The following is a 22,130-nucleotide window of genomic DNA, read 5'->3' as shown; positions in this document are numbered from 1 at the left end:
CGGTGACCCGCTGCCCGAGGAGGTCCAGCAGGTCGGGGACGGTCACGGGACCGGCCGAGAGCTGGAGCAGCGACAGGAGCTGGGGCATCGCCTCGACCACCTCGGCGACGGCCGAGGGGGCGATGTCGGCGGGGGCCGGGTGGACGAGCGACCAGGCGTCGAAGAGGGCGACCCAGCCGCGCAGTACGGCGGTGTCGTCGCGGTCCCAGGCGCGCAGCCGCCAGCCGGGCCGGGCGTGGCCGCCGTGCACCTCGACGAGGCCGGAGAGCCGGGCGCGGTCCCAGCCGACCCGGATCTGGCCGTGCGTCAGGGAGAGTTCCGCGGCGGCGCGTTCGACGTCGGCGGCGGGCAGCGCGGCCGCCGGGGCGGGCCGTCCGCCGTCGCCGGCTCCCAGGTTCAGCTCGGCCCAGCGGGCCAGCCGTACCGCGTCCGCGAGGGAGGCGCGGGCGCGGTTCGCCAGGTCCGCCGTGGCGGGGGTGCCCGCCGGAGGACGGGGGGCCGTCCGGGTTCGCCGGTCGGTCACCGCCTTGCGCGCCGTGGCGACGGAGCGCGGGGAGACGAGTCGGAGTCTGGAGTCGCGAGCCAACTGCTCATCAGGCTTTCGGGACGTCACGGAAGCAGTCTCGCCCGTCACTGGCCGAAAGCCCAAACGGAACCAGTCGTTTCCACAGGGCGGCGGCGGGATGAACCGGGGCAATGCGGCCACCCCGTCCCGTCCGCCACAGCCCCTTCACATAAGTGATCACATGAGCGGTACGAGGAAGCGGCGCAGCGCCTCCTCGTACCGGGCGGGGTCGGCGTTCCACATCGCCCCGTGCGCGGCGTCCTTGACGGTCTGCAGCACGACCAGGTCGGGCCGGGCGGCGGCGAGCCGGCGGGAGGGTTCCCAGGGGGCCAGGGTGTCGTCGGGGCCGTGGAAGACCAGGACGGGGACGCGCAGGGCGGCGGGGTCCGAGCCGGGCGGCCGACGGTCGACGCGCAGCCCCGCCCGGCCCTCGGCGGCGCGTACGGCGAACGGGATCAGCGGGGCGGGGGTGCGGCGGGCGGCGAGGAGGGCGCGCAGGGTGGCCTGCCAGTCCAGGACGGGCGAGTCCAGCACGATCCCGGAGATCCGGCCGGCCAGGGCGGAGCGCTCGACGGCGTGCAGGGCCATGGCCGCCCCGGTGGACCAGCCGTGCAGGATCACCCGCCGGGCGCCGTAGCGCACGGCGTAGCGGATGGCGGCGTCCAGGTCCCGCCACTCCGACTCACCGAGGTGGCCGACGCCGTCCGGGTTGGCCGGGGCGCCGAGGTCGCCCCGGTAGGCGAGGTCCAGTACGGGGAGCCGCAGGCGGTGCAGGAAGGGCATGACCACCATGGGGTGCTCCCGGCCGGCTCCCAGCCCGTGCACGGTGATCACCCAGGTGTCCCGGGCGGCGGGCACGAACCAGGCGGGCAGGGGGCCCAGCTCCCCGGGGACGTCCACGTCGGCGTGGTCGAGGCCGAGGGCGGTGCTCGGGTTGCCCAGGTGGACCACGGGGGTGAGGGTGACGCGGGTGCCGGGGTCGAGGCTGCCGTGGGTGACGGCGATCAGGCGGCGCACGACGGTGTCGGGGCCGGACGGGACCCCGTCGAGGACCGGGCCGACCACGGCGTGCACCCCGGGCGCGGTCAGTCCGTAGGTGCCCGGACGCAGGGAGGCCAGGGAGCGGGTGAGCACGACGCGCCCGGCGGCGGTGGAGTGGACGCTGAGCCGGGGGCCGCCGGGCAGCGGGCGGCCCGGTTCGGCGCGCAGGGCGCAGTCGGCGGCGTACCGGGCGGCCGCGACGGCGGCCGCTCCGGCACCGATCAGGCTCGTGGTGACGGCCGCTGCCGTCGCTGTGGCGGTACGCACCGCTCCAGTGTCGGGGCGCGGGGGCGGGCGGGCCACCGGAGCGGGATCACGGGGGCGGGCTCCCGGACCGGGAGGACCGGGAGAACCGGAGTGATCTACCTCTCTTTTCCCTCGTGCCGGGGTGGGCGTCCAGGCCGAGGGGCCCCCGGGCCCGGGCCCCGCCACCCGGCCCTGACATGGGCGAATCGATATATCTACGACAGAATCGGGACCAACGACGCGATCGCGCCGTCGGCCGGAACACCACCCGTCCCTAGTCAGTTCACCTTCCGTTCATCCAGGTTGCCTACGGTCGCCGAGCCACTGACGTCAAACAGAAGCTCGGGTAAATGGAGCACATAACGCTTCTCCTCGGGATCGTGATCATCACCGCTCTCGTGTTCGACTTCACGAACGGTTTCCACGACACGGCCAACGCGATGGCCACCACCATCTCGACCGGCGCCCTCAAGCCCAAGACGGCGGTGGCCATGTCCGCCGTGCTCAACCTGGTCGGCGCGTTCATGTCCGTGGAGGTCGCCAAGACGATCTCCAAGGGCCTCGTCAACGAGGAAGGCATCCAGCCGGAAGTGATCTTCGCCGCCCTCGTCGGCGCGATCCTCTGGAACCTGGTGACCTGGCTGGTCGGACTGCCGTCGAGCTCCTCGCACGCCCTGATGGGCGGCCTGGTCGGCGCGGCCGTCGCCTCCGCCGGCCTCGGTGCCGTCAACGGCGGCACGCTCGTCACCAAGGTGCTGCTCCCCGCCGTCGCCGCGCCGATCGTGGCCGGTGCGGCCTCGATGCTGGCCGCCAGGCTGACGTACAAGCTGGGCGGGAACATCGGCGAGAAGACCTCGGCCAAGGGCTACAAGGCCGGTCAGATCGCCTCGGCCGGACTCGTCTCCCTCGCGCACGGCACCAACGACGCGCAGAAGACGATGGGCATCATCACCCTGGCCCTGGTCGCCGGCGGCGCGCTCGCGCCCGGCTCCAACCCGCCGGTCTGGGTCATCGTCTCCGCCGGTCTGGCCATCGCGCTGGGCACCTCCCTGGGCGGCTGGCGCATCATCCGCACCATGGGCAGCGGCCTGACCGACCTCCAGCCGCAGCAGGGCTTCGCCGCCCAGACCTCGGCCGCCAGCGTCATCCTGGCCTCCTCCAGCCTCGGCTTCTCCCTCTCCACCACCCACGCCTGCTCGGGCGCGGTCATGGGCGCGGGTCTGGGCCGCAAGGGCGGTGTGGTCCGCTGGTCCACCGCGACCCGCATGTTCATCGCGTGGGGCCTGACCCTGCCGGCCGCGGCCCTGGTCGCCTCGGGTGCCGAGCTGGTCATGCGCACCGGTGACGTCGGCGTCGCCGCCGTCGCGCTCTTCCTGGTGGCCTCCTGCTTCGCGATCTGGGTGATCTCCCGCCGCCAGGTCGTCGACCACACCAACGTCAACGCCGCCGACGCCGCTTCCGCCGCGTCCGGCTCCGAGCAGCCCGGCGTGGTCACCACCGCGATCGCCGCCGTGGCCGTCCCGCCGACCGCGGGCGCCGTCGCGGCCGCGACCACCGCCGAGGTCACCGACGAAGCCCTCAAGGCCACCATCCCGGCCGCGACGGCGGCCCCCGCGGCTCCGGCCGCGGCGGTCTGACCCCGAGAACGACAGAGGAAACGGCAGTATGAAGATCGACTGGGCAGCACTCGGCTCCGTCTTCGGGGTCAGCCTCTCCGCCACCGTCGCCCTCGTGGCCCTGTTCACCCTGGGCCTGGTGGGCCTGTCCAAGCACGAAGCCGCCACCGAGCGGGGCGGGGCCGCCACCCTGGCCCGCAGCGGCGCCTACGCCTGCTTCGCGCTCTGCGCGGTGGCCGTCAGCTACGGGATCTACCTGATCGTCAGCTGACCCGGCACGCACCACGGCGCGCGAGGGCTCCCTCCGGAATCCCGGGGGGAGCTTTCGCGTACCCGTGCCTCCCCTTCGTCCCCCGTCCCACCGCAGGTCAACAGTAAGTTGACGGGCGTTCGCGGGGCGTGGTGGACTGCCCGGGCCAATACGGCGGCATGGAGAGGAAGTCCGGTGCGAATCCGGCGCGGTCCCGCCACTGTCACCGGGGAGCGCACGCGGCGCGTGCGGGCCCCGGGAGCCAGGAACTCTCGCCGCCGGACACGTCGAACCAGGGCGCGGACCCTGAGTGAGGACATACCTGCCACCATGCGTGCCGACCGCGTCTTCGCGTACGGCGCCACGGCGGGCCTGATCGGCGACCGGATCCTCGGGGATCCGCGCCGAGGGCACCCCGTGGCCGCCTTCGGACGAGCCGCCGCCGCCGTCGAGGGCGCCCTGTGGCGCGACGACCGCGCCCGGGGCGTCCTGCACACCCTGATCTGCGCCGGGGGCGCGGCCGCCGTCGGAGCGCTCGGCGCCCGCGCCGTGCGCTCCCGGCCCGCGGCCGCCCGGATCGCCCTGACCGCCGCTGCCACCTGGGCCGTCGTCGGCGGCACCTCGCTGGGCCGGGAGGCCCGCGCGATCGGCGGAGCGCTCGCCGCCGGCGACACCGACGTCGCCCGCGAACGCCTCCCCCACCTGTGCGGGCGCGACCCGCAGGCCCTGGACGGGCCGCAGATGGCGCGGGCCGTCGTGGAGTCCGTCGCGGAGAACACCTCCGACGCGGTGGTCGGCGCACTGGTGTGGGGAGCCCTCGCCGGGGTCCCCGGCCTGCTCGCCTTCCGCGCCGTGAACACCCTCGACGCGATGGTGGGCCACAAGTCCCCCCGCCACCTGCGCTACGGCTGGGCCTCCGCCCGGCTCGACGACCTGGCCGGCTGGCCCGGGGCCCGGCTGACGGCGCTCGCCGCCGTGGCCGCCGGTCCCGACCGGCGGGGAGCCGTACGGGCCTGGCGCGCGGACGCCGCCGCCCATCCGAGCCCCAACGCCGGCCCCGTCGAGGCCTCCTTCGCCGGGGCCCTGGGGGTCCGCCTCGGCGGGACCCTGTCCTACGGCGGCCGGGTCGAACACCGGGCGGTGCTCAACGGCGCGGCCGGGCGGCCCGTGGAGGTCGCGGACATCGACCGGGCGGTACGCCTCTCGCGGCGGGTGACCTGGCTGGCCCTGGGCACCTGCGTGGCGGGCCGGGCGCTGGCCTCCCGCCTCACCTCGACACGGAAGGGACGCGCATGAACGGCGCGCGGCGCGGCGGCGGACTGCTGGTCGCCGGTACGACCTCGGACGCGGGCAAGAGCGTCGTCACGGCCGGCATCTGCCGCTGGCTGTCCCGGCAGGGCGTGAAGGTGGCCCCGTTCAAGGCCCAGAACATGTCCCTCAACTCCTTCGTGACCCGCGAGGGCGCCGAGATCGGCCGCGCCCAGGCCATGCAGGCGCAGGCCGCGCGGGTGGAGCCGACGGCCCTGATGAACCCGGTGCTGCTCAAGCCGGGCAGCGACCGCAGCAGCCAGGTGGTGCTGCTCGGCAAGCCGGTGGGCGAGATGAGCGCACGCGGCTACCACGGGGGACGCCAGGAGCAGTTGCTCGGCATCGTCACGGACTGCCTGGAGCAGCTGCGGGGCACGTATGACGCCGTGATCTGCGAGGGGGCGGGCAGTCCGGCCGAGATCAACCTGCGCCGGACCGACATCGTGAACATGGGGATCGCGCGGGCCGCGCGGTTCCCGGTGGTCGTGGTCGGCGACATCGACCGGGGCGGGGTGTTCGCCTCCTTCTTCGGGACGACGGCGCTGCTGTCCCCCGAGGACCAGTCGCTGATCGCGGGCTACATGGTCAACAAGTTCCGGGGCGACGTGTCCCTGCTGGAGCCCGGCATGGAGATGCTGCGCGGGCTGACCGGCCGGGCCACGTACGGGGTGCTGCCGTTCCGGCACGGCCTCGGCATCGACGAGGAGGACGGCCTGCGCGTCTCCCTGCGGGGCGCGGTGCGCGAATCCGTGGTGGCCCCGCCGGTGGGCGAGGACGTGCTGCGGGTCGCGGTGTGCGCGGTGCCGCTGATGTCGAACTTCACCGACGTCGACGCGCTGGCGGCGGAGCCGGGCGTGGTCGTGCGGTTCGTGGACCGGGCCGAGGAACTGGCCGACGCGGACCTGGTCGTCGTACCGGGTACGCGGGGCACGGTGAAGGCCCTGGAGTGGCTGCGCGCGCGCGGACTCGCGGACGCGCTGGTCCGGCGCGCCGCGCAGGGCCGCCCGGTCCTGGGCGTCTGCGGCGGCTTCCAGCTGCTCGGGGAGCACATCGAGGACGAGGTCGAGTCGAAGGCCGGGGCGGTGGCGGGCCTCGGGCTGCTGCCGGTACGCGTGCGCTTCGAGCGGGAGAAGACCCTGGCCCGGCCGGTGGGCACGGCCCTCGGCGAGCCGGTGGAGGGGTACGAGATCCACCACGGGGTGGCCGAGGTGCTGGGCGGGGAGCCCTTCCTGGACGGGTGCCGGGTCGGGTCCGTGTGGGGCACCCACTGGCACGGCTCGCTGGAGTCGGACGGCTTCCGGCGGGCGTTCCTGCGCGAGGTGGCCTCGGCGGCGGGGCGCCGGTTCGTACCGGCGCCGGACACCTCGTTCGCGGCGCTGCGCGAGGAGCAGCTGGACCTGCTGGGCGACCTGATCGCCGAGCACGCCGACACCGGCGCCCTGCTCCGTCTGATCGAGGGGGGCGCCCCGTCGGGCCTCCCGTTCCTGCCCCCGGGCGCGCCGTGAGGGGCGCGGGGAGCGCGTCAAGCACGGCGAGCCGCCGGCACGGCGGCACGGAAGTCCATCGCAAGCCACTCGAAGGAGTGACCGTCTCATGAGCAGCGCCCACTTTCCGTTCTCGGCCGTCGTCGGACAGGACGACCTGCGGTTGGCCCTGCTGCTCAACGCCGTGAGCCCCGCGGTCGGCGGGGTGCTCGTGCGCGGGGAGAAGGGGACCGCCAAGTCCACCGCCGTGCGCGCGCTGTCCGCGCTGCTGCCGCAGGTCGACGTCGTTCCCGGCTGCCGGTTCTCCTGTGCGCCGGCGGCTCCCGACCCCTCGTGCCCGGACGGCCCGCACGAAGCCGGTCCCGGCGCCCAACGGCCGGCCCGCATGGTCGAACTGCCCGTCGGCGCCTCGGAAGACCGGCTCGTGGGCGCCCTGGACATCGAACGGGCCCTGGCGGAGGGCGTGAAGGCCTTCGAGCCCGGTCTGCTCGCCGACGCGCACCGCGGGATCCTGTACGTCGACGAAGTGAACCTCCTCCACGACCACTTGGTGGACGTGCTCCTCGACGCCGCCGCCATGGGCGCCTCCTACGTGGAGCGCGAGGGCGTCTCCGTACGCCACGCCGCCCGCTTCCTGCTCGTCGGCACCATGAACCCCGAGGAGGGTGAGCTGCGGCCGCAGCTCCTCGACCGGTTCGGGCTGACCGTCGAGGTGGCGGCCTCCCGCGAGCCCGCCCAGCGCGTCGAGGTGGTGCGCCGCCGGCTGTCCTACGAGGACGACCCCCAGGCCTTCGCGGCCCGCTGGGCCGGGGACGAGCACGAGGTGCGCGCCCGCGTCGTGGCCGCCCGCGCCCTGCTGCCGAAGGTGACGCTCGGGGACACCGCGCTGCTCCGGATCGCGGCCGCCTGCGCCGGGTTCGAGGTGGACGGTATGCGCGCCGACATCGTGATGGCCCGGACCGCGACGGCCCTGGCGGCCTGGGCGGGGCGCACCGAGGTCCGCAAGGAGGACGTCCGGCAGGCCGCCCTGCTGGCGCTCCCCCACCGCCGGCGCCGCAACCCCTTCGACGCGCCGGGCCTGGACGAGGAGCAGCTGGACCGGATCCTGGACGGGTTCCCGGACGACGAGCCCGAGCCGGAGCCCGATCCGCAGCCGCAGGGCCCGGACGACGGCGGCGACGGTGACGGCGATGGCGACGGCGACGGCGACGGGGGCGGCGGTCCGGACGGGGACGGCGGCGGGCTCCCCCCGCGGCACGACGGGCCCCCGGCCCAGGACTCCCCCGAGAGCCCCGACGCCCCCGACGCCCCGCAGACCCCCGACACCGCGCGCGAGGACGCCCCGCAGCCCGCGGCCCAGGGCGCCCCGGCCCCGGAGCAGCCCGCCGTGGCGGCCGCCGAGCCGTTCCGCACCAAGGCCCTCAGCGTGCCCGGGCTCGGCGAGGGCGCGGCGGGCCGGCGCTCGCGCGCCCGTACCGCGCACGGCCGCACCACCGGGTCCCAGCGCCCCCGGGGCCACCTGACGAAGCTGCACCTGGCCGCGACCGTCCACGCGGCCGCCCCGCACCAGAAGGCGCGCGGCCGCGCCGGGCGCGGGCTGGTCATCCGCAAGGACGACCTGCGCCAGGCCACCCGCGAGGGCCGCGAGGGCAACCTCGTGCTGTTCGTGGTCGACGCCTCCGGCTCCATGGCGGCCCGGCAGCGGATGAGCGCCGTCAAGGGCGCCGTCGTCTCGCTGCTCCTCGACGCCTACCAGCGCCGCGACAAGGTCGGCCTGATCACCTTCCGGGGTGCCGGGGCCGAACTGGCGCTGCCGCCCACCTCGTCGGTGGACGCGGCCGCGGCCCGTCTGGAGCGGCTGCCGACCGGCGGCCGCACGCCGCTGGCCGCCGGGCTGCTCAAGGCCCACGAGGTGCTGCGCCTGGAGCGGCTGCGGGATCCCTCGCGGCGCCCGCTGCTCGTGGTCGTCACCGACGGGCGGGCCACCTCGGCCGGGGCCCTGGGCGGCGATCCGCGCGAGCTGTCGGGGCGCAGCGCCCGCCTGCTGGCCGCCGAGGGGATCGCCTCGGTGGTGGTGGACTGCGAGTCCGGTCCGGTCCGGCTGGGGCTGGCCGGGGTGCTCGCCGCCGATCTGGGCGCGGCCGCCGTGACCCTCGACGGGCTGCGGGCCGACTCGCTCGCCGGGCTCGTGCAGAACGTACGTACCGCAGTGACACACACTGCGTCACCCAACAGCGTCTCCAGGAGGGCCGCGTAATGCCGCAGGGACAGCCGTCCGTCGTTCCCGACGACGGGCTCACGACGCGTCAGCGCCGCAACCGTCCGCTCGTCTTCGTCCACACCGGACCGGGCAAGGGCAAGTCGACGGCCGCCTTCGGGCTGGCGCTGCGCGCCTGGAACCAGGGGTGGCCGATCGGGGTGTTCCAGTTCGTGAAGTCGGCGAAGTGGAAGGTCGGCGAGGAGAACGCGCTGAAGGTGCTCGGCGCCTCCGGCGAGGGCGGCAGCGTCGTCTGGCACAAGATGGGCGAGGGCTGGTCCTGGGTGCAGCGCGACGCGCAGCTCGACAACGAGCAGGCGGCCAAGGAGGGCTGGGAGCAGGTCAAGCGCGACCTGGCCGCCGAGACGCACAAGCTGTACGTGCTGGACGAGTTCGCCTACCCGATGCACTGGGGCTGGATCGACGTGGCCGAGGTGATCGAGGTGCTGCGCGGGCGTCCCGGCACCCAGCACGTGGTCATCACGGGCCGCAACGCGCCGCAGGAGCTGGTGGAGTACGCGGACCTGGTCACCGAGATGACCAAGATCAAGCACCCGATGGACGCCGGTCAGAAGGGCCAGAGGGGCATCGAGTGGTGACGTCCGTCCACGTGCCCCGGCTGGTGATCGCCGCGCCGTCCTCCGGCAGCGGCAAGACCACCGTGGCGACGGGCCTGATGGCGGCCTTCGCGGAGCGCGGCCTCGCCGTGTCCCCGCACAAGGCCGGGCCCGACTACATCGACCCCGGCTACCACGCTCTCGCGACCGGGCGCCCCGGGCGGAACCTGGACGCCTTCATGTGCGGGCCGGAGCTGGTGGCACCGCTGTTCGCACACGGGTCCGCCGGCTGCGACCTGGCCGTGGTCGAAGGGGTGATGGGGCTCTACGACGGGGCCGCGGGGCGCGGTGAGCTGGCGTCGACGGCGCAGGTCGCGAAGCTGCTGCGGGCGCCGGTGGTGCTGGTCGTGGACGCCTCCTCGCAGTCCCGGTCGGTGGCCGCGCTGGTGCACGGCTTCGCCTCGTTCGACCCTCAGGTGCGCCTGGGCGGGGTGATCCTCAACAAGGTGGGCTCCGACCGGCACGAGGTGATGCTGCGGGAGGCACTGGAGGAGGCCGGGACGCCGGTCCTCGGCGTGCTGCGGCGGGCCCCGCAGGTGGCGACGCCGTCGCGGCACCTGGGGCTGGTCCCGGTGGCGGAGCGGCGCACCGACGCGCTGGCCGCCGTCGCCGCCCTGGCGGAGCAGGTCCGGGCGGGCTGCGATCTGGAGGCCCTGCTGGCGCTGGCCCGTACGGCGCCGGCGCTGGACTGCGCCTCGTGGTCGCCGGGCGGGGCACTGGCCGGGGAGCCCGCCGGGGAGCCGGCCGGGCCGGCCGGGCCGCGGCCGGTCGTCGCCGTCGCGGGCGGACCGGCGTTCACCTTCTCCTACGCCGAGCACACGGAGTTGCTCACGGCCGCCGGGGCGGAGGTCGTCACCTTCGACCCGCTGCGGGACGAGGCGCTGCCCGCCGGTACGGCCGGGCTGGTGATAGGGGGCGGGTTCCCCGAGGTGTACGCGCCCGAGCTGTCGGCGAACGAGCCGCTGCGGGCGGCGGTGGCCGCCTTCGCCGCGGCCGGCTCCCCGGTGGCGGCGGAGTGCGCCGGGCTGCTGTACCTGGCCCGGTCGCTGGACGGGAAGCCGATGTGCGGGGTGCTCGACGCCGAGGCGCGGATGTCGGAGCGGCTCACGCTCGGGTACCGGGAGGCGGTGGCGGTGTCGGACAGCGCGCTGGCCGTCGCCGGAACCCGGCTGCGCGGCCACGAGTTCCACCGCACGGTGATCGAGCCCGGCGCCGGTTCCGCCCCGGCCTGGGGGTTCACGCATCCGGAGCGGCGCGTGGAGGGCTTCGTACGGGACGGGGTGCACGCCAGCTACCTGCACACGCACTGGGCGGCGCGGCCGTCGGTGGCGGCCCGGTTCGTACGGTCGGCGCGGGCCGGCGGGGCGGACGGGGCCGGCGGGGCCGCGTACGCAGGCGGGACGGACCGGACGGACCGGGCGGCGCGGGCGGCCGGGTGAGGTCAGTCCGCGAGCCCGACCACGAGCCAGATCCCGGCCACCCCGCCCACCGTGCACATCAGCGTGGACAGGGCGGGGTGTTCGTGGTGCGCCTCGGGCAGGATCTCGGCGGCCGCCAGGTACAGCAGGACCCCGCCGAAGAAGCCGAGGTAGGCCCCGAGCGGTTCCTCCGGAAGGGTGAACAGCAGGGTGGACGCGGCGCCCACGACGGGTGCCACCGCGTCCGCGAGGAGCATCTTGACGGCCTTGCGGCGCTCGTTCCCGTAGAGGGTCGTCAGGGTGTACGTGTTGAAGCCGTCGGCGAAGTCGTGGGTGACCACGGCCAGCGCGACGGCGAGGCCCATGCCCCCGCCGACCTGGAAGGCGGCGCCCAGGGCCACCCCGTCGGCGAGGCTGTGGCCGACCATCGCGGCGGCCGCGGTGAGTCCGACCTCGGGGACGCGGCCGCCGTGCCCGGCGCCGTCCTCGGCGCCGTGGGCGGCCTGGCGCACGGCGAGCAGGCGTTCCACGACGTGGGCGACGAGGAAGCCGCCCACGAAGAGCAGCAGGGCCAGGGGGACGCCGAAGACCTCGTCCCCGGCGGCGCGCATCGCCTCGGGGAGCAGGTCCAGGCCCACGACGCCGAGCATCAGCCCGCCGGCCAGGCCCAGCACGAGGTGGCGGCGGTCGGTGACGCGTTGCGCCGTCCATCCGCCCGCCAGCGTCATCAGGAACGCGCCCAACGCCACGATCACCGCCATGTGCCCCTGAATACCGACTGGCGGCCGCGCGCGCACGTCCGCGCGCGGGTGGCGCGGGACACCGTGTTGACGACGACGGCAGACTGACGCAAGTGACTACGGAGGGAGGGCCCCGGTGGGCGAGTACGTGACGCGGCTGGTGGTCGGCGTCGGCGGACGGGCGGGTGTTTCCGTCGCGGAGGTCTGCGCGCTGGTCGAGGAGACGCTGCGGGGGGCCGGACTGACCGCCGGCGCCGTGACGGCGCTGGCGACGGTGGAGGCGAAGACCCTGGAGGCGGGGATCGCGGGGGCGGCGGAACGTTTCGGCGTCCCGCTGGTCGGCTATCCCGCGGAAGAGCTGGCACGGATCTCCGTGCCGCATCCGTCGGGGGCCGTACGGGAGGCCGCCGGGACGGCGTCGGTGGCGGAGGCCGCGGCGCTGGCGGCGGGCGGGGAACTCCTCGTGCCCAAGCGGCGTTCGGTGGCGGCGACCTGTGCGGTGGCCACCGCACAGGAGCACGACCTGCGCCACCACGGGGACGCGGAGGTGGTGGACGCGGGCGGCGCACTGGTGGACCTGGCGGTCAACGTACGGGCGGACACCCCGCCGGAGTGGCTCAAGCGGCGGATCGCGGGCAGCCTCGGCTCGCTGGCCGCCTACCCGGACGGCCGGGCCGCCCGGGCGGCGGTGGCGGCGCGGCACGGGCTGCCGCCCGAGCGGGTGCTGCTGACGGCGGGGGCGGCGGAGGCGTTCGTGCTGATCGCCCGGGCGCTGGGCGCCGAACGGCCGGTCGTGGTGCATCCGCAGTTCACCGAGCCGGAGGCGGCCCTGCGCGATGCGGGGCACCGCGTCGAGCGGGTGGTGCTGCGGGCGGCGGACGGGTTCCGGCTGGACCCGGCGGCCGTGCCGCAGGACGCCGACCTGGTGGTCGTCGGGAACCCGACCAACCCCACCTCGGTGCTGCACCCGGCCGGGGTGCTGGCGGCGCTGGCCCGGCCGGGACGGACCCTGGTGGTGGACGAGGCGTTCATGGACGCCGTCCCGGGCGAACGGGAGGCGCTGGCCGGGCGGATGGACCTGCCGGGGCTGGTGGTGCTCCGGAGCCTGACGAAGACCTGGGGGCTGGCGGGGCTGCGGATCGGCTACGTGCTGGCCGAACCGGAGGTCATCGCGAAGCTGGCGGCGGCGCAGCCGCTGTGGCCGGTGTCGACGCCGGCGCTGGTGGCGGCGGAGGCCTGCGTGGCTCCGGCGGCGCTGGCCGAAGCGGAGGAGGCGGCCCGGCGGATCGCGGTGGACCGGGAGCACCTGCTGGCGGGGCTCACCGAGTTCGAGGAGATCTCGGTGGCGGGGGTCGCGGAGGGGCCGTTCGTACTGATCCGCGTCGCGGGGGCGGCGGAGGTCCGGACCCGGCTGCGCGCGCTCGGCTTCGCGGTGCGCCGCGGGGACACCTTCCCGGGCCTCGACGCCTCGTGGCTGCGCCTGGCGGTCCGCGACCGCGCGACGACGGGCCGCCTCCTCCAGGCGCTCGACCACGCCCTGGCGCTGGCCGCGCGGTAACCCCGGCGGCGGGACCCCGCCCCGGGGCTCCCGCCTCCCCTCCCCCGTCCGCGACGGGGGGTGGGAGGGCCGGGCGGTTCCGGGGGCGGGGCGGCGGGGCGGACCCTACGATGACCGCGCGGAGCATTCGGCACCGGTGGTACGGCGACGGGGGCGGCAGATGAGGGCAGCGGTGAAGGCGGGTGCGGCGGTCGCCGGACTGGCGGTCGCCGGGGGCGCGGTCGCGGTCTACGCCGTTCCCCGGCTGCTGGAGAGCGGCGCGCCGGCCGCCACGGAGCAGCGGCTCGGGCCGGCGCCCTCGGGCACCTCCGCCGCGCCCCCCGGTCCGCCGGGCCGGCCGTTCACCCTGGTGGCGACCGGGGACATCATCCCGTACCCCTCGATCGTCCGGCGCGCGGCGGACGACGCGGGCGGCGCGCCCGGGGAGTACGACTTCCGGCGGATACTCGCCGGGGTGAAGCCCATCGTGTCCGCCGCCGACCTGGCGATATGCCACCACGAGATACCGTACGGGCGGCCCGGCGGCCCCTACACCGGCTACCCCCTGTTCAAGGCCCCGCACCAGCTGGCCGACGCCCTGCGCGACACCGGGTACGACAGTTGCTCCACCGCCTCGAACCACACCCTCGATGACGGCTACGACGGCCTCGTCCGGACCCTCGACCACCTCGACCGCGTCGGCGTCAAGCACGTCGGCTCCGCGCGCGGGGCCGAGGAGGCGAAGGCCCCCGCCGTCCTCACCGCGGGCGGCGCGAAGGTCGCCCAGCTGGACTACACGTACGGGACGAACGGGATACCGCTCCCGGCCGGCAGGCCCTGGGCCGTGAACCTGATCGACCGGGAGCGGATCGTGGCCGACGCCCGGGCGGCCCGCGCCGCCGGGGCGAATGTCGTCGTCCTCAGCGTCCACTGGGGCACCGAGTGGCAGACGGCCCCCGACGAGCAGCAGCGCGAACTGGCCGGGGCCCTCACCGCTTCCCGCGCGGCCGACGGCCTGCCCGACATCGATCTGGTCCTCGGCACCCACAACCACGTGCCGCAGCCCTACGAGAAGATCAACGGCACCTGGGTGGTGTTCGGCATGGGCGACCAGGTGGCCAGCTTCTACGAGGCGGACAAGGCCCGCGGGAACATGTCCTCGATCCCCCGCTTCACCTTCGCCCCGGATCCCGCGCATCCGGGCCGCTGGTCGGTGGTGAAGGCCGAGTACCTCACCCAGTACGCGGACACGGGGCCGCCGTTCCGCGTGGTCTGCGCCTCCTGCGCGAGTGCGGACACCGCCCCGGCGACGGCCGGCGGCGGCGCGTACGCCCGGGCCGACCGCGAGGTCACCGCGGCCGTGAACGCGCGGGGCGCGGCCGCCCAGGGCCTGGAGCGCGCCACCCGCTGACCGCCCCGCGCGTGGCCCGCGCGGAGCCCGCGCGCCGCCCGCGCTCCTTACGAGGCCCTGCCGCGCCGGGTCACGACGAGCGCGCCCGCGCCGATGCCGAGCAGGAGCAGCGCGCCGCCCGCCACGTACGGGGTCACCGAACCGGCCCCGGTCTCGGCCAGGCCGGCGTGGCTGACGGGCGTCCCGGTGCCCGTCGCGGTCTGCGGTTTGACGTCGGGGCCGACCGGGGGGGCGGTCGAGGGCGCGGGAGCCTCGGGGGCCTCGCAGTGGGCCTCGGCGAGCACGACCTCGCCGTCGACCTCGGCCACGTTCAGGTTCAGCGGGTTCACCGACACCTTCAGCCGGAGCGCGGAGGCGGCGGCGGTGGTGGAGGTGGTCTGCGTACCGGACAGCTCCAGGCTGACGAGGCCGACGCCCGGGACGTCGAGCTTGGTGGGGCCGCCCGCCGTCAGGCTGACCTTCTTGCCGAGCGCGGTGACGGACCCGAGGACGTTCGCGCGGGCGACCGGCTTCCTGCCCGCCTCGCAGACGGCCTTGGAGGTGACCTTCTCCACCTCGATGAGGGAGAGCGCGGGCAGTCCGGGCACGTGCACCTTGGCGTGCGCGAGGCTGGCCTCCGCCTCGGCGCGCCCGTCGGCGGCGGTGGCCTTGGCGGTGGCGACGTCCGCCTGGAGGACGTTGACCGGGCGGCCCTGCTCGGCCCCGTCGAGGGTGACGGTGAGGGCGGTCTTGTCGGCGGTCGCGGGGGCGCTGACCTCGTTGAGGGTGGTCTTCAGCGGGACGTGCACGGACTTGTTGAGCAGGCCCACGTCCAGTCCGGCCCGCAGGACGACGGCGCCGGAGCTGCCCTGGCCCGCGCCGCCCTGCGCGCCTCCGCCGCCGGCGGCGAGGGCGGGCGACGCGGTGAGCAGGGCGACCGCTCCCGTGGCGAGCAGAACGGCCGCGGGCAGGCGGAAGGTATTGCTGTTCAAGGTGGTGGAACCCCCGGGGAGATGGGTGCCGTCGCGCCGCCAATGGGGGACATCGCGGGCGCCGACGGCTTCGACCCTCGGAATTTTTACGCACTGTGAGTGAACGGGGGTCAACCTGCGGTGAGTTCACCCCAACGGGTGGTTTCCATGCACATATTCGATTTAACGGGCATCACGCGGCACGCCCGTTCCCTCCTGCCCCACCAGCGGGCCGGACCAGCCCCTGACCGGGTATTCCCAACGAGGGGCGGGGCGTGGACGTCACGCCCCGTCAACCGGCCGCCGCCGTCGTACCCGTCGCCGTCCGCCGTCGCTCAGGCGCGGACCTCGCCGTTCACGATGACCCGGTCCGGCGCCGCCAACGCCCGTACGTCGGCCCGCGGATCGGCGGCGTACACGACGAGGTCGGCCGGCGCCCCCTCGGTCAGGCCGGGCCTGCCGAGCCACTCGCGCGCCGCCCAGGCCGTCGCCGAGAGGGCGTCCAGCGCCGGGATGCCGGCCTTGACCAGCTCCGCGACCTCGGCGGCGACCAGGCCGTGCGGCAGAGAACCCCCCGCGTCGGTGCCGACGTACACCGGGACGCCCGCGTCCCAGGCCGCGCGCACCGTGTCGTACCGCCGCTCGTGCAGCCGCCTCATGTGCGCCGACCAGCGGGGGAACTTGGCGTCGCCGCCCGCCGCCAGCTTCGGGAACGTCGCGATGTTGACCAGGGTCGGCACGATCGCCACCCCGCGCTCCGCGAACAGCGGGACGGTGTCCTCGGTGAGCCCCGTGGCGTGCTCGATACAGTCGATGCCCGCCTCGACGAGGTCGCGCAGCGCGTCCTCGGCGAAGCAGTGCGCGGTGACGCGGGCGCCGAGCCGGTGCGCCTCGGCGATGGCCGCCTCCACCTCGGCGCGTGGCCAGCAGGCCGTCAGGTCGCCGGCCTCGCGGTCGATCCAGTCGCCGACCAGCTTCACCCAGCCGTCGCCGCGCCGCGCTTCCCGGCCGACGTAGGCGACCAGGTCCGCGGGCTCGATCTCGTGGGCGTAATTGCGGATGTAGCGCCGGGTCCTGGCGATGTGCCGGCCGGCGCGGATGATCTTCGGGAGGTCCGCGCGCTCGTCGATCCAGCGGGTGTCGGAGGGGGAGCCCGCGTCGCGGATGAGGAGGGTGCCCGCGTCCCGGTCGGTGAGGGCCTGCTGTTCGGCGGTCCGCGCGTCGACCGGACCGTGGGCGTCCAGCCCCACATGACAGTGCGCGTCGACCAGCCCGGGCAGCACCCAGCCGGTGACGGTGGTGACCTCGCGGGCGGCGCGCGGCCGCTCGAAGGAGACCCGCCCGCCGACGATCCACAGCTCGTCGCGCACCTCGTGGGGCCCGACGAGCACCCGTCCCTTCACATGGAGCACACCGCTCTGATCACTCATGTCGGCACCCTACGCGCGTGCTGGGTACGCTCACCCGGTAACCCCGGACGAAGAGAGCCCCGCCGTGACCCACCCCCTCCTGGACCTTCCGCCGCTCACCGCCGAGCACTTCGCGTCGATCGAGCGGGGGGTGGCCCGGCTCCTCGGCACCCGGCACGACGTCGTGATCACCCAGGGCGAGGCGCTGCTCCCGCTGGAGGGCTGCATCCGCTCCGGGGCGCGGCCCGGTTCGACGGCGCTGAACATCGTGACCGGCCCGTACGGGACCACCTTCGGCAACTGGCTGCGCGACGCCGGGGCGAACGTGGTGGATCTGGCGGTGCCCTTCGACACGGCGGTCGACGGTGACCAGGTCGCCCGCGCGCTGGCCGCGCACCCGGAGATCGACTTCGTCTCCCTGGTGCACGCCGAGGCGGCCACCGGCAACACGAACCCGGTCGCGGAGATCGGCGAGGCGGTACGGGCCCACGGGGCCCTGTTCATGCTGGACGCGGTGGCGTCGGTGGGGGCCGAGCCGCTGCTGCCGGACGCGTGGGGCGTGGACCTGTGCGTGATCGGCGCCCAGAAGGCGATGGGCGGCCCGGCCGGGGTCTCGGCCGTGTCGGTCTCGGACCGGGCGTGGGAGCGGTTCGCGCGGAACCCGGCGGCTCCGCGCCGCTCGTACCTCTCCCTGCTGGACTGGAAGGAGCGCTGGATCGACGGCGGGCGCACGGCCCTGCCGCACGCGCCCGCGCAGCTGGAGATGCTGGGCCTGGAGGCCGCTCTGGACCGGATCGCGGCCGAGGGCCCGGCGGCCGTGCTCGAACGGCACGCCCGCGCCGCCCGGGCCACCCGGGCGGGCGCGGCCGCGCTGGGCGTCGCCCCGTGGGTCGGAAAGGCGGCGCAGGCGGCGCCGGTGGCGACCACGCTGCGCGTCGCGGAGGCCTCCGCGGTGGTGGCGAAGGCCCTGGCGGCGCAGCCGCAGGCGCCGCTGGCGGCGGGCGGCGGGGCGCTGGCCGGGGAGATGGTCCGGGTCAACCACTACGGCCCGGCGGCCTCCCCGGAGGCGGTCGCGACCGCGCTGCGCGCCCTGGCCTCGGCCCTGTCCGCCGACCCGGCCCCGGCCCTGGCGGCCGCGTCGGCGGCCTGGCGGTAGGGGCCCCGGGGGCCGGGCCGCGGGCCGCGGCCCGGTCAGCCGGCCAGTACGTCCAGCAGGCGGTCGACGTCGGCCTCGGTGTTGTACAGGTGGAACGAGGCCCGCAGCGCACCGGCGCGGGCCGCCGTGGACACCCCGGCTTCGAGCAGCGCGGCCTGGCGGCCGGCGAGGCCGGGCACGGAGACGATGGGGGCCGTGCCGGGCACGGCCTCGTGGCCGAGGCGGGCGAGTCCGGCCCGGTAGCGGGCGGCGAGGGCGGTGTCGTGGGCGTGCACCGCCTCGATGCCGATCCGCTCCAGCAGGGCGAGCGAGGGCTCCGCCGCGTGGTAGGGGAGGAAGGCCGGGGACTCGTCGAACCGGCGCGCGTCACGGGCGAGTTGCCGCATGGGCCCGTAGGTGGCGTCCCACATCGACTCCGCCGCCACCCATCCGGCGTGCAGCGGGACCAGGCCGCTCTGGGCCTCTTCGGAGACCGTGAGGTACGAGGCTCCGCGGCCGCCGAGCAGCCACTTGTACCCGGCGGTGACCGTGTAGTCGTACGGCGTGGCGTCGAAGGGCAGCCAGCCCACGGCGTGGGTGGCGTCGACGAGCATCCGCGTCCCGTGCGCGGCCGTGGCCGCGCGGACGGCGGCCAGGTCCGCGGTGCGCCCGTCCGCGGACTGTACGGCGCTCAGCGCGACCAGCGCGGTGTCCGCCTCCACCGCTTCGGCGAGGGACTCCAGCGGGGCGAAGCGGACCTTGAGGTCGCCGCGCACCACGAAGGGGTTCATGACGGAGGCGAAGTCGCCCTCGGGGACGAGGACTTCGGCGCCGGGCGGCAGCGAGGCCGACACCAGGCCCACGTGCGCGGCGACGGACGAGCCGACGGCCACGCGCCCGGCGTCGACCCCGACCAGCCGGCCGAAGGCGGCCCGGACCCGGTTCACGCGCTCGAAGTCGCCGAATCCGGCGGGGAGTCCGGCGCCGGCCGCCTCGGCCAGCGCGCACACCTCGGCGACGGCGGCGCGCGGGAGGATCCCGCTCGTGGCCGTGTTGAGGTAGGTGGTGGAGTGCGCGAACTCGGCGCGGCACAGGTCGGGGAGCGGCGGGAGATCCATGACGCCAACTCTGCGCCAGGAGCTACCCAAAGTCCATCGCCTTAATGCGCATGCCATCCCCAAGGTTTCCTTATGGGGCGCGCCGCCCGGCCCCGGGGCTGCCCGGGGCCGGTCCCGGGGCCGGTCAGCCCTGGGGGACGGCGCAGGCGCCGTCCGGCTCGCAGGCCTCGGCGCCCCCGGCCTGCCCGGCCGGCTCGCGTCCGGCCCAGGCCTGCTCCAGCGCCTGGGTGAACACCTCCGCGGGCTGGCCGCCGGAGATGCCGTAGCGGCGGTCGAACACGAAGAACGGCACGGCGCTCGCGCCCAGTTCGGCTGCCTCGTGCTCGTCGGCCCGCACCTCGGCGGCGTACGCGGAGTCATCGGCGAGGACCTCGCGGGCCTCCGCCTCCTCCAGCCCCGCCTCGACGGCGAGCGCGACGAGCACCTCGGGGTCGAAGACCGACCGCTCCTCGGCGAAGTTGGCCCGGTAGGCGAGGTCGAGCAGCTCCTCCTGGCGGCCGCGGGCGGCGGCCAGGTGCAGCAGGCGGTGGATGTCGAAGGTGTTGCCGTGGTCCCGGCCCTCGGTGCGGTACGTCAGCCCTTCGGCGCGGGCACTGGCCGCGACGTGCTCCTCCATGCCGCGCGCCTCGTCGAGGGTCCGGCCGTACTTGCGGGCCAGCATCTCCAGGACGGGGGCGGTGACGCCCTTGGCGCCGTTGGGGTCGAGCTCGAAGGACCGGAAGACGACCTCCACCTCGTCCCGGTGCGCGAAGGCGGCCAGGCCCTTGGTGAACCGGGCCTTGCCGATGTAGCACCAGGGGCAGGCGATGTCGCTCCAGATCTCGACGCGCATGATCCTTCTTCTCTCCGGGTTCTCACGGGGGCAGGGGTAAGGGGGATAAAACGGTTACCCCTTCAACCATTCAGGGCTCCGTCTCATTCCCCGGACGGGCCGGGGCTCTCCGGGGGGACCTCCAGCCAGAGCGTCCGGTGGGTGCCGGAGGCGGAGTCGGCGGGGGCCGGGCGCCAGCCGTGGGCGGCGTAGAAGGCCTGGGCGCGCAGGTTGTGCGCGTAGACCTCCAGCCGGACCCGCTCGATCCCGGCCCGGCGCCAGGCGGCCAGGCAGGCCTCGTGCAGGGCGGCCCCGGTGCCGCGGCGCCAGTGTGCGGGGTCGACGTGCAGCTGGGTGAGGGTGGTCACGCCGTCGTCGGTGAGGAAGGCGGCCACCCCGGTGACCTCGCCGTCCCGCTCCGCGCAGAACACCCGGCCCTGCACCTCGGACCGGCCGACGGCCCGCGCCCAGCCCTCGCGGGAGCGCGCCAGCTCGGCCTCGCCGGCGTAGGCCTCTTCGGGCACGCGGCCCCGGTAGTAGGTGGCGCGCGCCCGGGTGTGCAGGGCGGCGATGGCGGCGACGTCGGCGGGGAGCGCGGTCCGGATCATGGCAGCAAGAACGCGCCGGGAACCCCGATCGGTTCCCGGCGCGCGGCCCTGCGGGGGCGGGGGCTACTTCTTCAGCCAGGCGGCCATCATCTTCTGGGCGATCGGGGCGGCCAGCTTGCCGCCGCCGATCTCGGAGCGGTCGGTGTCCGAGTTCTCGATCATCACGGCGACGGCGATCTGCTTGCCGCCGGCCTTGCCGTACGAGGTGAACCAGGCGAGCGGCGGGATGTTGTTGTTCACGCCGCGCTGGGCGGTACCCGTCTTGCCGCCCACCTCGGCACCCGCCACCTGGGCGGGCTTGCCGCCGCCGTCGGTGGCGACCGTGCGCATGGCGTCCTGGAGCATCGAGGCGGTCTTCGCGCTCATGACCTCGTCCGCCTTGGGGTCCTTGAAGCTCTCCAGGACGTTGCCATCCGCGTCGGTCACCTCGGAGACCATGTGCGGGGCGACCAGCTTGCCGCCGTTCTCGATCGCGGCGGTCACCATGGCGATCTGGAGCGGGGTGGCCTGCACGTCGAACTGGCCGATACCGGTCTGCGCGACCTGGTCGACGGACATCTTCTTCGACGGGTACTTGCTGGACGGGTTGGTGCGGATCGGGGTGTCGATCTGCGTGTTGAAGCCCAGCTTCTCGGCGGTCGCGCGCATCTTGTCCTGGCCGAGCTTGGAGGCCAGGTCCGCGAAGACGTTGTTGCAGGACAGCTTGAGGGCGGTGCGGGCCGAGACGTTGTTGCAGGCCGCGTCGCCGGCCTCGCTGGGGAGGTTCGTCCGGGTGCCCGGGATCGTGTACGGGGCGGCCACGCCGGTGGGCGCGTCGATGCTGGTGACCAGCCCGTTCTCGATCGCGGAGGTCAGGGTGACCAGCTTGAAGGTGGAGCCGGGGGCCTGCGGCTTGCGCAGTGCCACGTTCTCCATGGCCTTGCCCTGGTCGGCGGACAGCTCGTTCCAGGCGGCCTGGTCGGTGGCGCCCGTGATGCGGCCCGGGTCGTACGAGGGGTTGTTCACCACGGCGAGGATCTCGCCGGTCGCCGGGTCGAGGGCGACGGCCGCGCCCTGCTTGCCCTGGAGGGCGTCGTAGGCGGCCTTCTGGACGCCCTTGTCGATGGTCGTCAGCACGTTGCCGGGGTCGGCCCGCTTGTTGGTGAGGACGTCCATCATCGTCTTGAGCCGGGTGTCGGAGCCGTTGAGGACGTTCTTGTAGACGCCCTCCAGCATGGTCGTGCCGTAGGCCTGGGAGCTGTAGCCGGTGATCGGCGCGTACAGCGGGCCGTCCAGGTACGTCCTCTTGTAGCCGAAGTCCTTGCCGCCCGTCTTCGTGGAGCCGGTGACCGCCTCTCCGCCCACGATGATGTTCCCCAACGGGTTCTCGTACTGCCCGATGAGGTTGCGCCGGTTGTTCTTGTCGTCTGCGAGGGCCTGGCCTTGATATGCCTGCACCCAGGTGACCCGCACCAAAAGGGCCAGCACCAGAAGCAGACAGAAGACCGACGCACGCCTGATCGTCTTGTTCATCCCCCGGAAAGACGCGCGAGCGGCTCCAGGCGTTCCGCTCTGCCCCGATTGTGGCGGGGTTCTCAGCCTTTCCTCATGATGAGACCTGCCTCACCGG

General features: G+C 75.1%; 18 protein-coding genes, 1 pseudogene and 1 riboswitch. Of the genes and pseudogenes, 10 read left to right on the top strand and 9 right to left on the bottom strand.

Annotation, left to right across the window (positions count from 1 at the left end; translation table 11 throughout):
• A pseudogene (locus ACFYYT_RS19630) lies at positions 1-613 on the bottom strand (hypothetical protein); the annotation flags it as partial.
• 129 nt (positions 614-742) lie between these two features.
• Positions 743-1,873 carry a hypothetical protein gene (locus tag ACFYYT_RS19625; protein ID WP_351816306.1) on the bottom strand — a complete coding sequence of 377 codons (1,131 nt, stop codon included), beginning with the start codon at positions 1,871-1,873 and terminating at the stop codon, positions 743-745.
• Positions 1,874-2,202: 329 nt separating this feature from the next.
• Here ACFYYT_RS19625 and ACFYYT_RS19620 point away from each other — a divergent pair, with 329 nt between their 5' ends.
• The 7 genes from ACFYYT_RS19620 (at position 2,203) to ACFYYT_RS19590 (ending at position 10,823) form a co-directional block, all read left to right on the top strand.
• A complete protein-coding gene (locus tag ACFYYT_RS19620) occupies positions 2,203-3,489 on the top strand; it encodes an inorganic phosphate transporter (protein ID WP_351816309.1) in 1,287 nt (428 codons plus the stop codon).
• A 28-nt stretch (positions 3,490-3,517) separates the two neighbouring features.
• Entirely contained in the window at positions 3,518-3,739 is a 222-nt protein-coding gene (locus ACFYYT_RS19615) for a hypothetical protein (RefSeq protein WP_351816312.1), read from the top strand.
• A gap of 162 nt (positions 3,740-3,901) precedes the next feature.
• Positions 3,902-3,990, top strand: a riboswitch (cobalamin riboswitch).
• A gap of 58 nt (positions 3,991-4,048) precedes the next feature.
• Positions 4,049-5,014 carry a cobalamin biosynthesis protein gene (locus tag ACFYYT_RS19610; RefSeq protein ID WP_351816315.1) on the top strand — a complete coding sequence of 322 codons (966 nt, stop codon included), beginning with the start codon at positions 4,049-4,051 and terminating at the stop codon, positions 5,012-5,014.
• Positions 5,011-6,531: a cobyric acid synthase gene (locus ACFYYT_RS19605; protein ID WP_351816317.1), complete on the top strand. Its 1,521-nt coding sequence runs from the start codon at positions 5,011-5,013 to the stop codon at positions 6,529-6,531. Before ACFYYT_RS19610 ends, ACFYYT_RS19605 begins: the two co-directional genes overlap by 4 nt.
• An 88-nt stretch (positions 6,532-6,619) precedes the next feature.
• A complete protein-coding gene (locus ACFYYT_RS19600) occupies positions 6,620-8,767 on the top strand; it encodes a putative cobaltochelatase (RefSeq protein WP_351816320.1) in 2,148 nt (715 codons plus the stop codon).
• Positions 8,767-9,366: a cob(I)yrinic acid a,c-diamide adenosyltransferase gene (gene cobO, locus ACFYYT_RS19595; RefSeq protein ID WP_351816323.1), complete on the top strand. Its 600-nt coding sequence runs from the start codon at positions 8,767-8,769 to the stop codon at positions 9,364-9,366. The genes ACFYYT_RS19600 and cobO overlap by 1 nt, the downstream gene beginning before the upstream one ends.
• Entirely contained in the window at positions 9,360-10,823 is a 1,464-nt protein-coding gene (locus tag ACFYYT_RS19590; RefSeq protein ID WP_351816326.1) for a cobyrinate a,c-diamide synthase, read from the top strand. The genes cobO and ACFYYT_RS19590 overlap by 7 nt, the downstream gene beginning before the upstream one ends.
• 2 nt (positions 10,824-10,825) lie before the next feature.
• Here ACFYYT_RS19590 and ACFYYT_RS19585 read toward each other — a convergent pair whose 3' ends face one another.
• Positions 10,826-11,563, bottom strand: a complete 738-nt coding sequence (locus ACFYYT_RS19585) for a ZIP family metal transporter (RefSeq protein WP_351816329.1) — start codon at positions 11,561-11,563, stop codon at positions 10,826-10,828.
• Positions 11,564-11,678: 115 nt separating this feature from the next.
• On the opposite strand from ACFYYT_RS19585, the gene cobC reads away from it, so the two are divergent.
• Both cobC and ACFYYT_RS19575 read left to right on the top strand, forming a co-directional pair.
• Entirely contained in the window at positions 11,679-13,100 is a 1,422-nt protein-coding gene (gene cobC, locus ACFYYT_RS19580; RefSeq protein WP_385317779.1) for an Rv2231c family pyridoxal phosphate-dependent protein CobC, read from the top strand.
• Between the two features lie 160 nt (positions 13,101-13,260).
• Positions 13,261-14,490, top strand: a complete 1,230-nt coding sequence (locus ACFYYT_RS19575) for a CapA family protein (RefSeq protein ID WP_351816332.1) — start codon at positions 13,261-13,263, stop codon at positions 14,488-14,490.
• Positions 14,491-14,537: 47 nt separating this feature from the next.
• Here ACFYYT_RS19575 and ACFYYT_RS19570 read toward each other — a convergent pair whose 3' ends face one another.
• On the bottom strand, positions 14,538-15,461 hold the full coding sequence (locus ACFYYT_RS19570) for an SCO1860 family LAETG-anchored protein (protein WP_351816335.1): 924 nt from the start codon (positions 15,459-15,461) through the stop codon (positions 14,538-14,540).
• A gap of 314 nt (positions 15,462-15,775) precedes the next feature.
• A complete protein-coding gene (locus ACFYYT_RS19565) occupies positions 15,776-16,870 on the bottom strand; it encodes an amidohydrolase family protein (RefSeq protein ID WP_351816338.1) in 1,095 nt (364 codons plus the stop codon).
• A gap of 64 nt (positions 16,871-16,934) precedes the next feature.
• Between ACFYYT_RS19565 and ACFYYT_RS19560 the strand changes: the two genes are divergently transcribed.
• Positions 16,935-18,005 (top strand): aminotransferase class V-fold PLP-dependent enzyme, encoded by a 1,071-nt coding sequence (locus tag ACFYYT_RS19560; RefSeq protein WP_351816341.1) that lies wholly within the window; start codon positions 16,935-16,937, stop codon positions 18,003-18,005.
• Positions 18,006-18,040: 35 nt separating this feature from the next.
• On the opposite strand, the gene ACFYYT_RS19555 is transcribed toward ACFYYT_RS19560, so the two are convergent.
• From ACFYYT_RS19555 to ACFYYT_RS19540, 4 genes are all read right to left on the bottom strand, one after another.
• The gene (locus tag ACFYYT_RS19555; RefSeq protein ID WP_351816344.1) at positions 18,041-19,102 is read right to left on the bottom strand and encodes an aminotransferase class V-fold PLP-dependent enzyme; all 1,062 of its coding nucleotides are present in this window, start codon (positions 19,100-19,102) and stop codon (positions 18,041-18,043) included.
• A gap of 124 nt (positions 19,103-19,226) precedes the next feature.
• Positions 19,227-19,934: a DsbA family oxidoreductase gene (locus ACFYYT_RS19550; protein ID WP_351816347.1), complete on the bottom strand. Its 708-nt coding sequence runs from the start codon at positions 19,932-19,934 to the stop codon at positions 19,227-19,229.
• A gap of 83 nt (positions 19,935-20,017) precedes the next feature.
• The gene (locus tag ACFYYT_RS19545) at positions 20,018-20,521 is read right to left on the bottom strand and encodes a GNAT family N-acetyltransferase (RefSeq protein ID WP_351816350.1); all 504 of its coding nucleotides are present in this window, start codon (positions 20,519-20,521) and stop codon (positions 20,018-20,020) included.
• Positions 20,522-20,584: 63 nt separating this feature from the next.
• Positions 20,585-22,033, bottom strand: a complete 1,449-nt coding sequence (locus ACFYYT_RS19540) for a penicillin-binding protein 2 (RefSeq protein ID WP_351816353.1) — start codon at positions 22,031-22,033, stop codon at positions 20,585-20,587.
• Positions 22,034-22,130: the final 97 nt, after the last annotated feature.

Origin of the sequence: Streptomyces sp. NPDC002032, assembly GCF_042890765.1 — a bacterium.
Taxonomy (GTDB): domain Bacteria; phylum Actinomycetota; class Actinomycetes; order Streptomycetales; family Streptomycetaceae; genus Streptomyces.
This window is presented reverse-complemented; position numbering and strand designations above follow the sequence as displayed.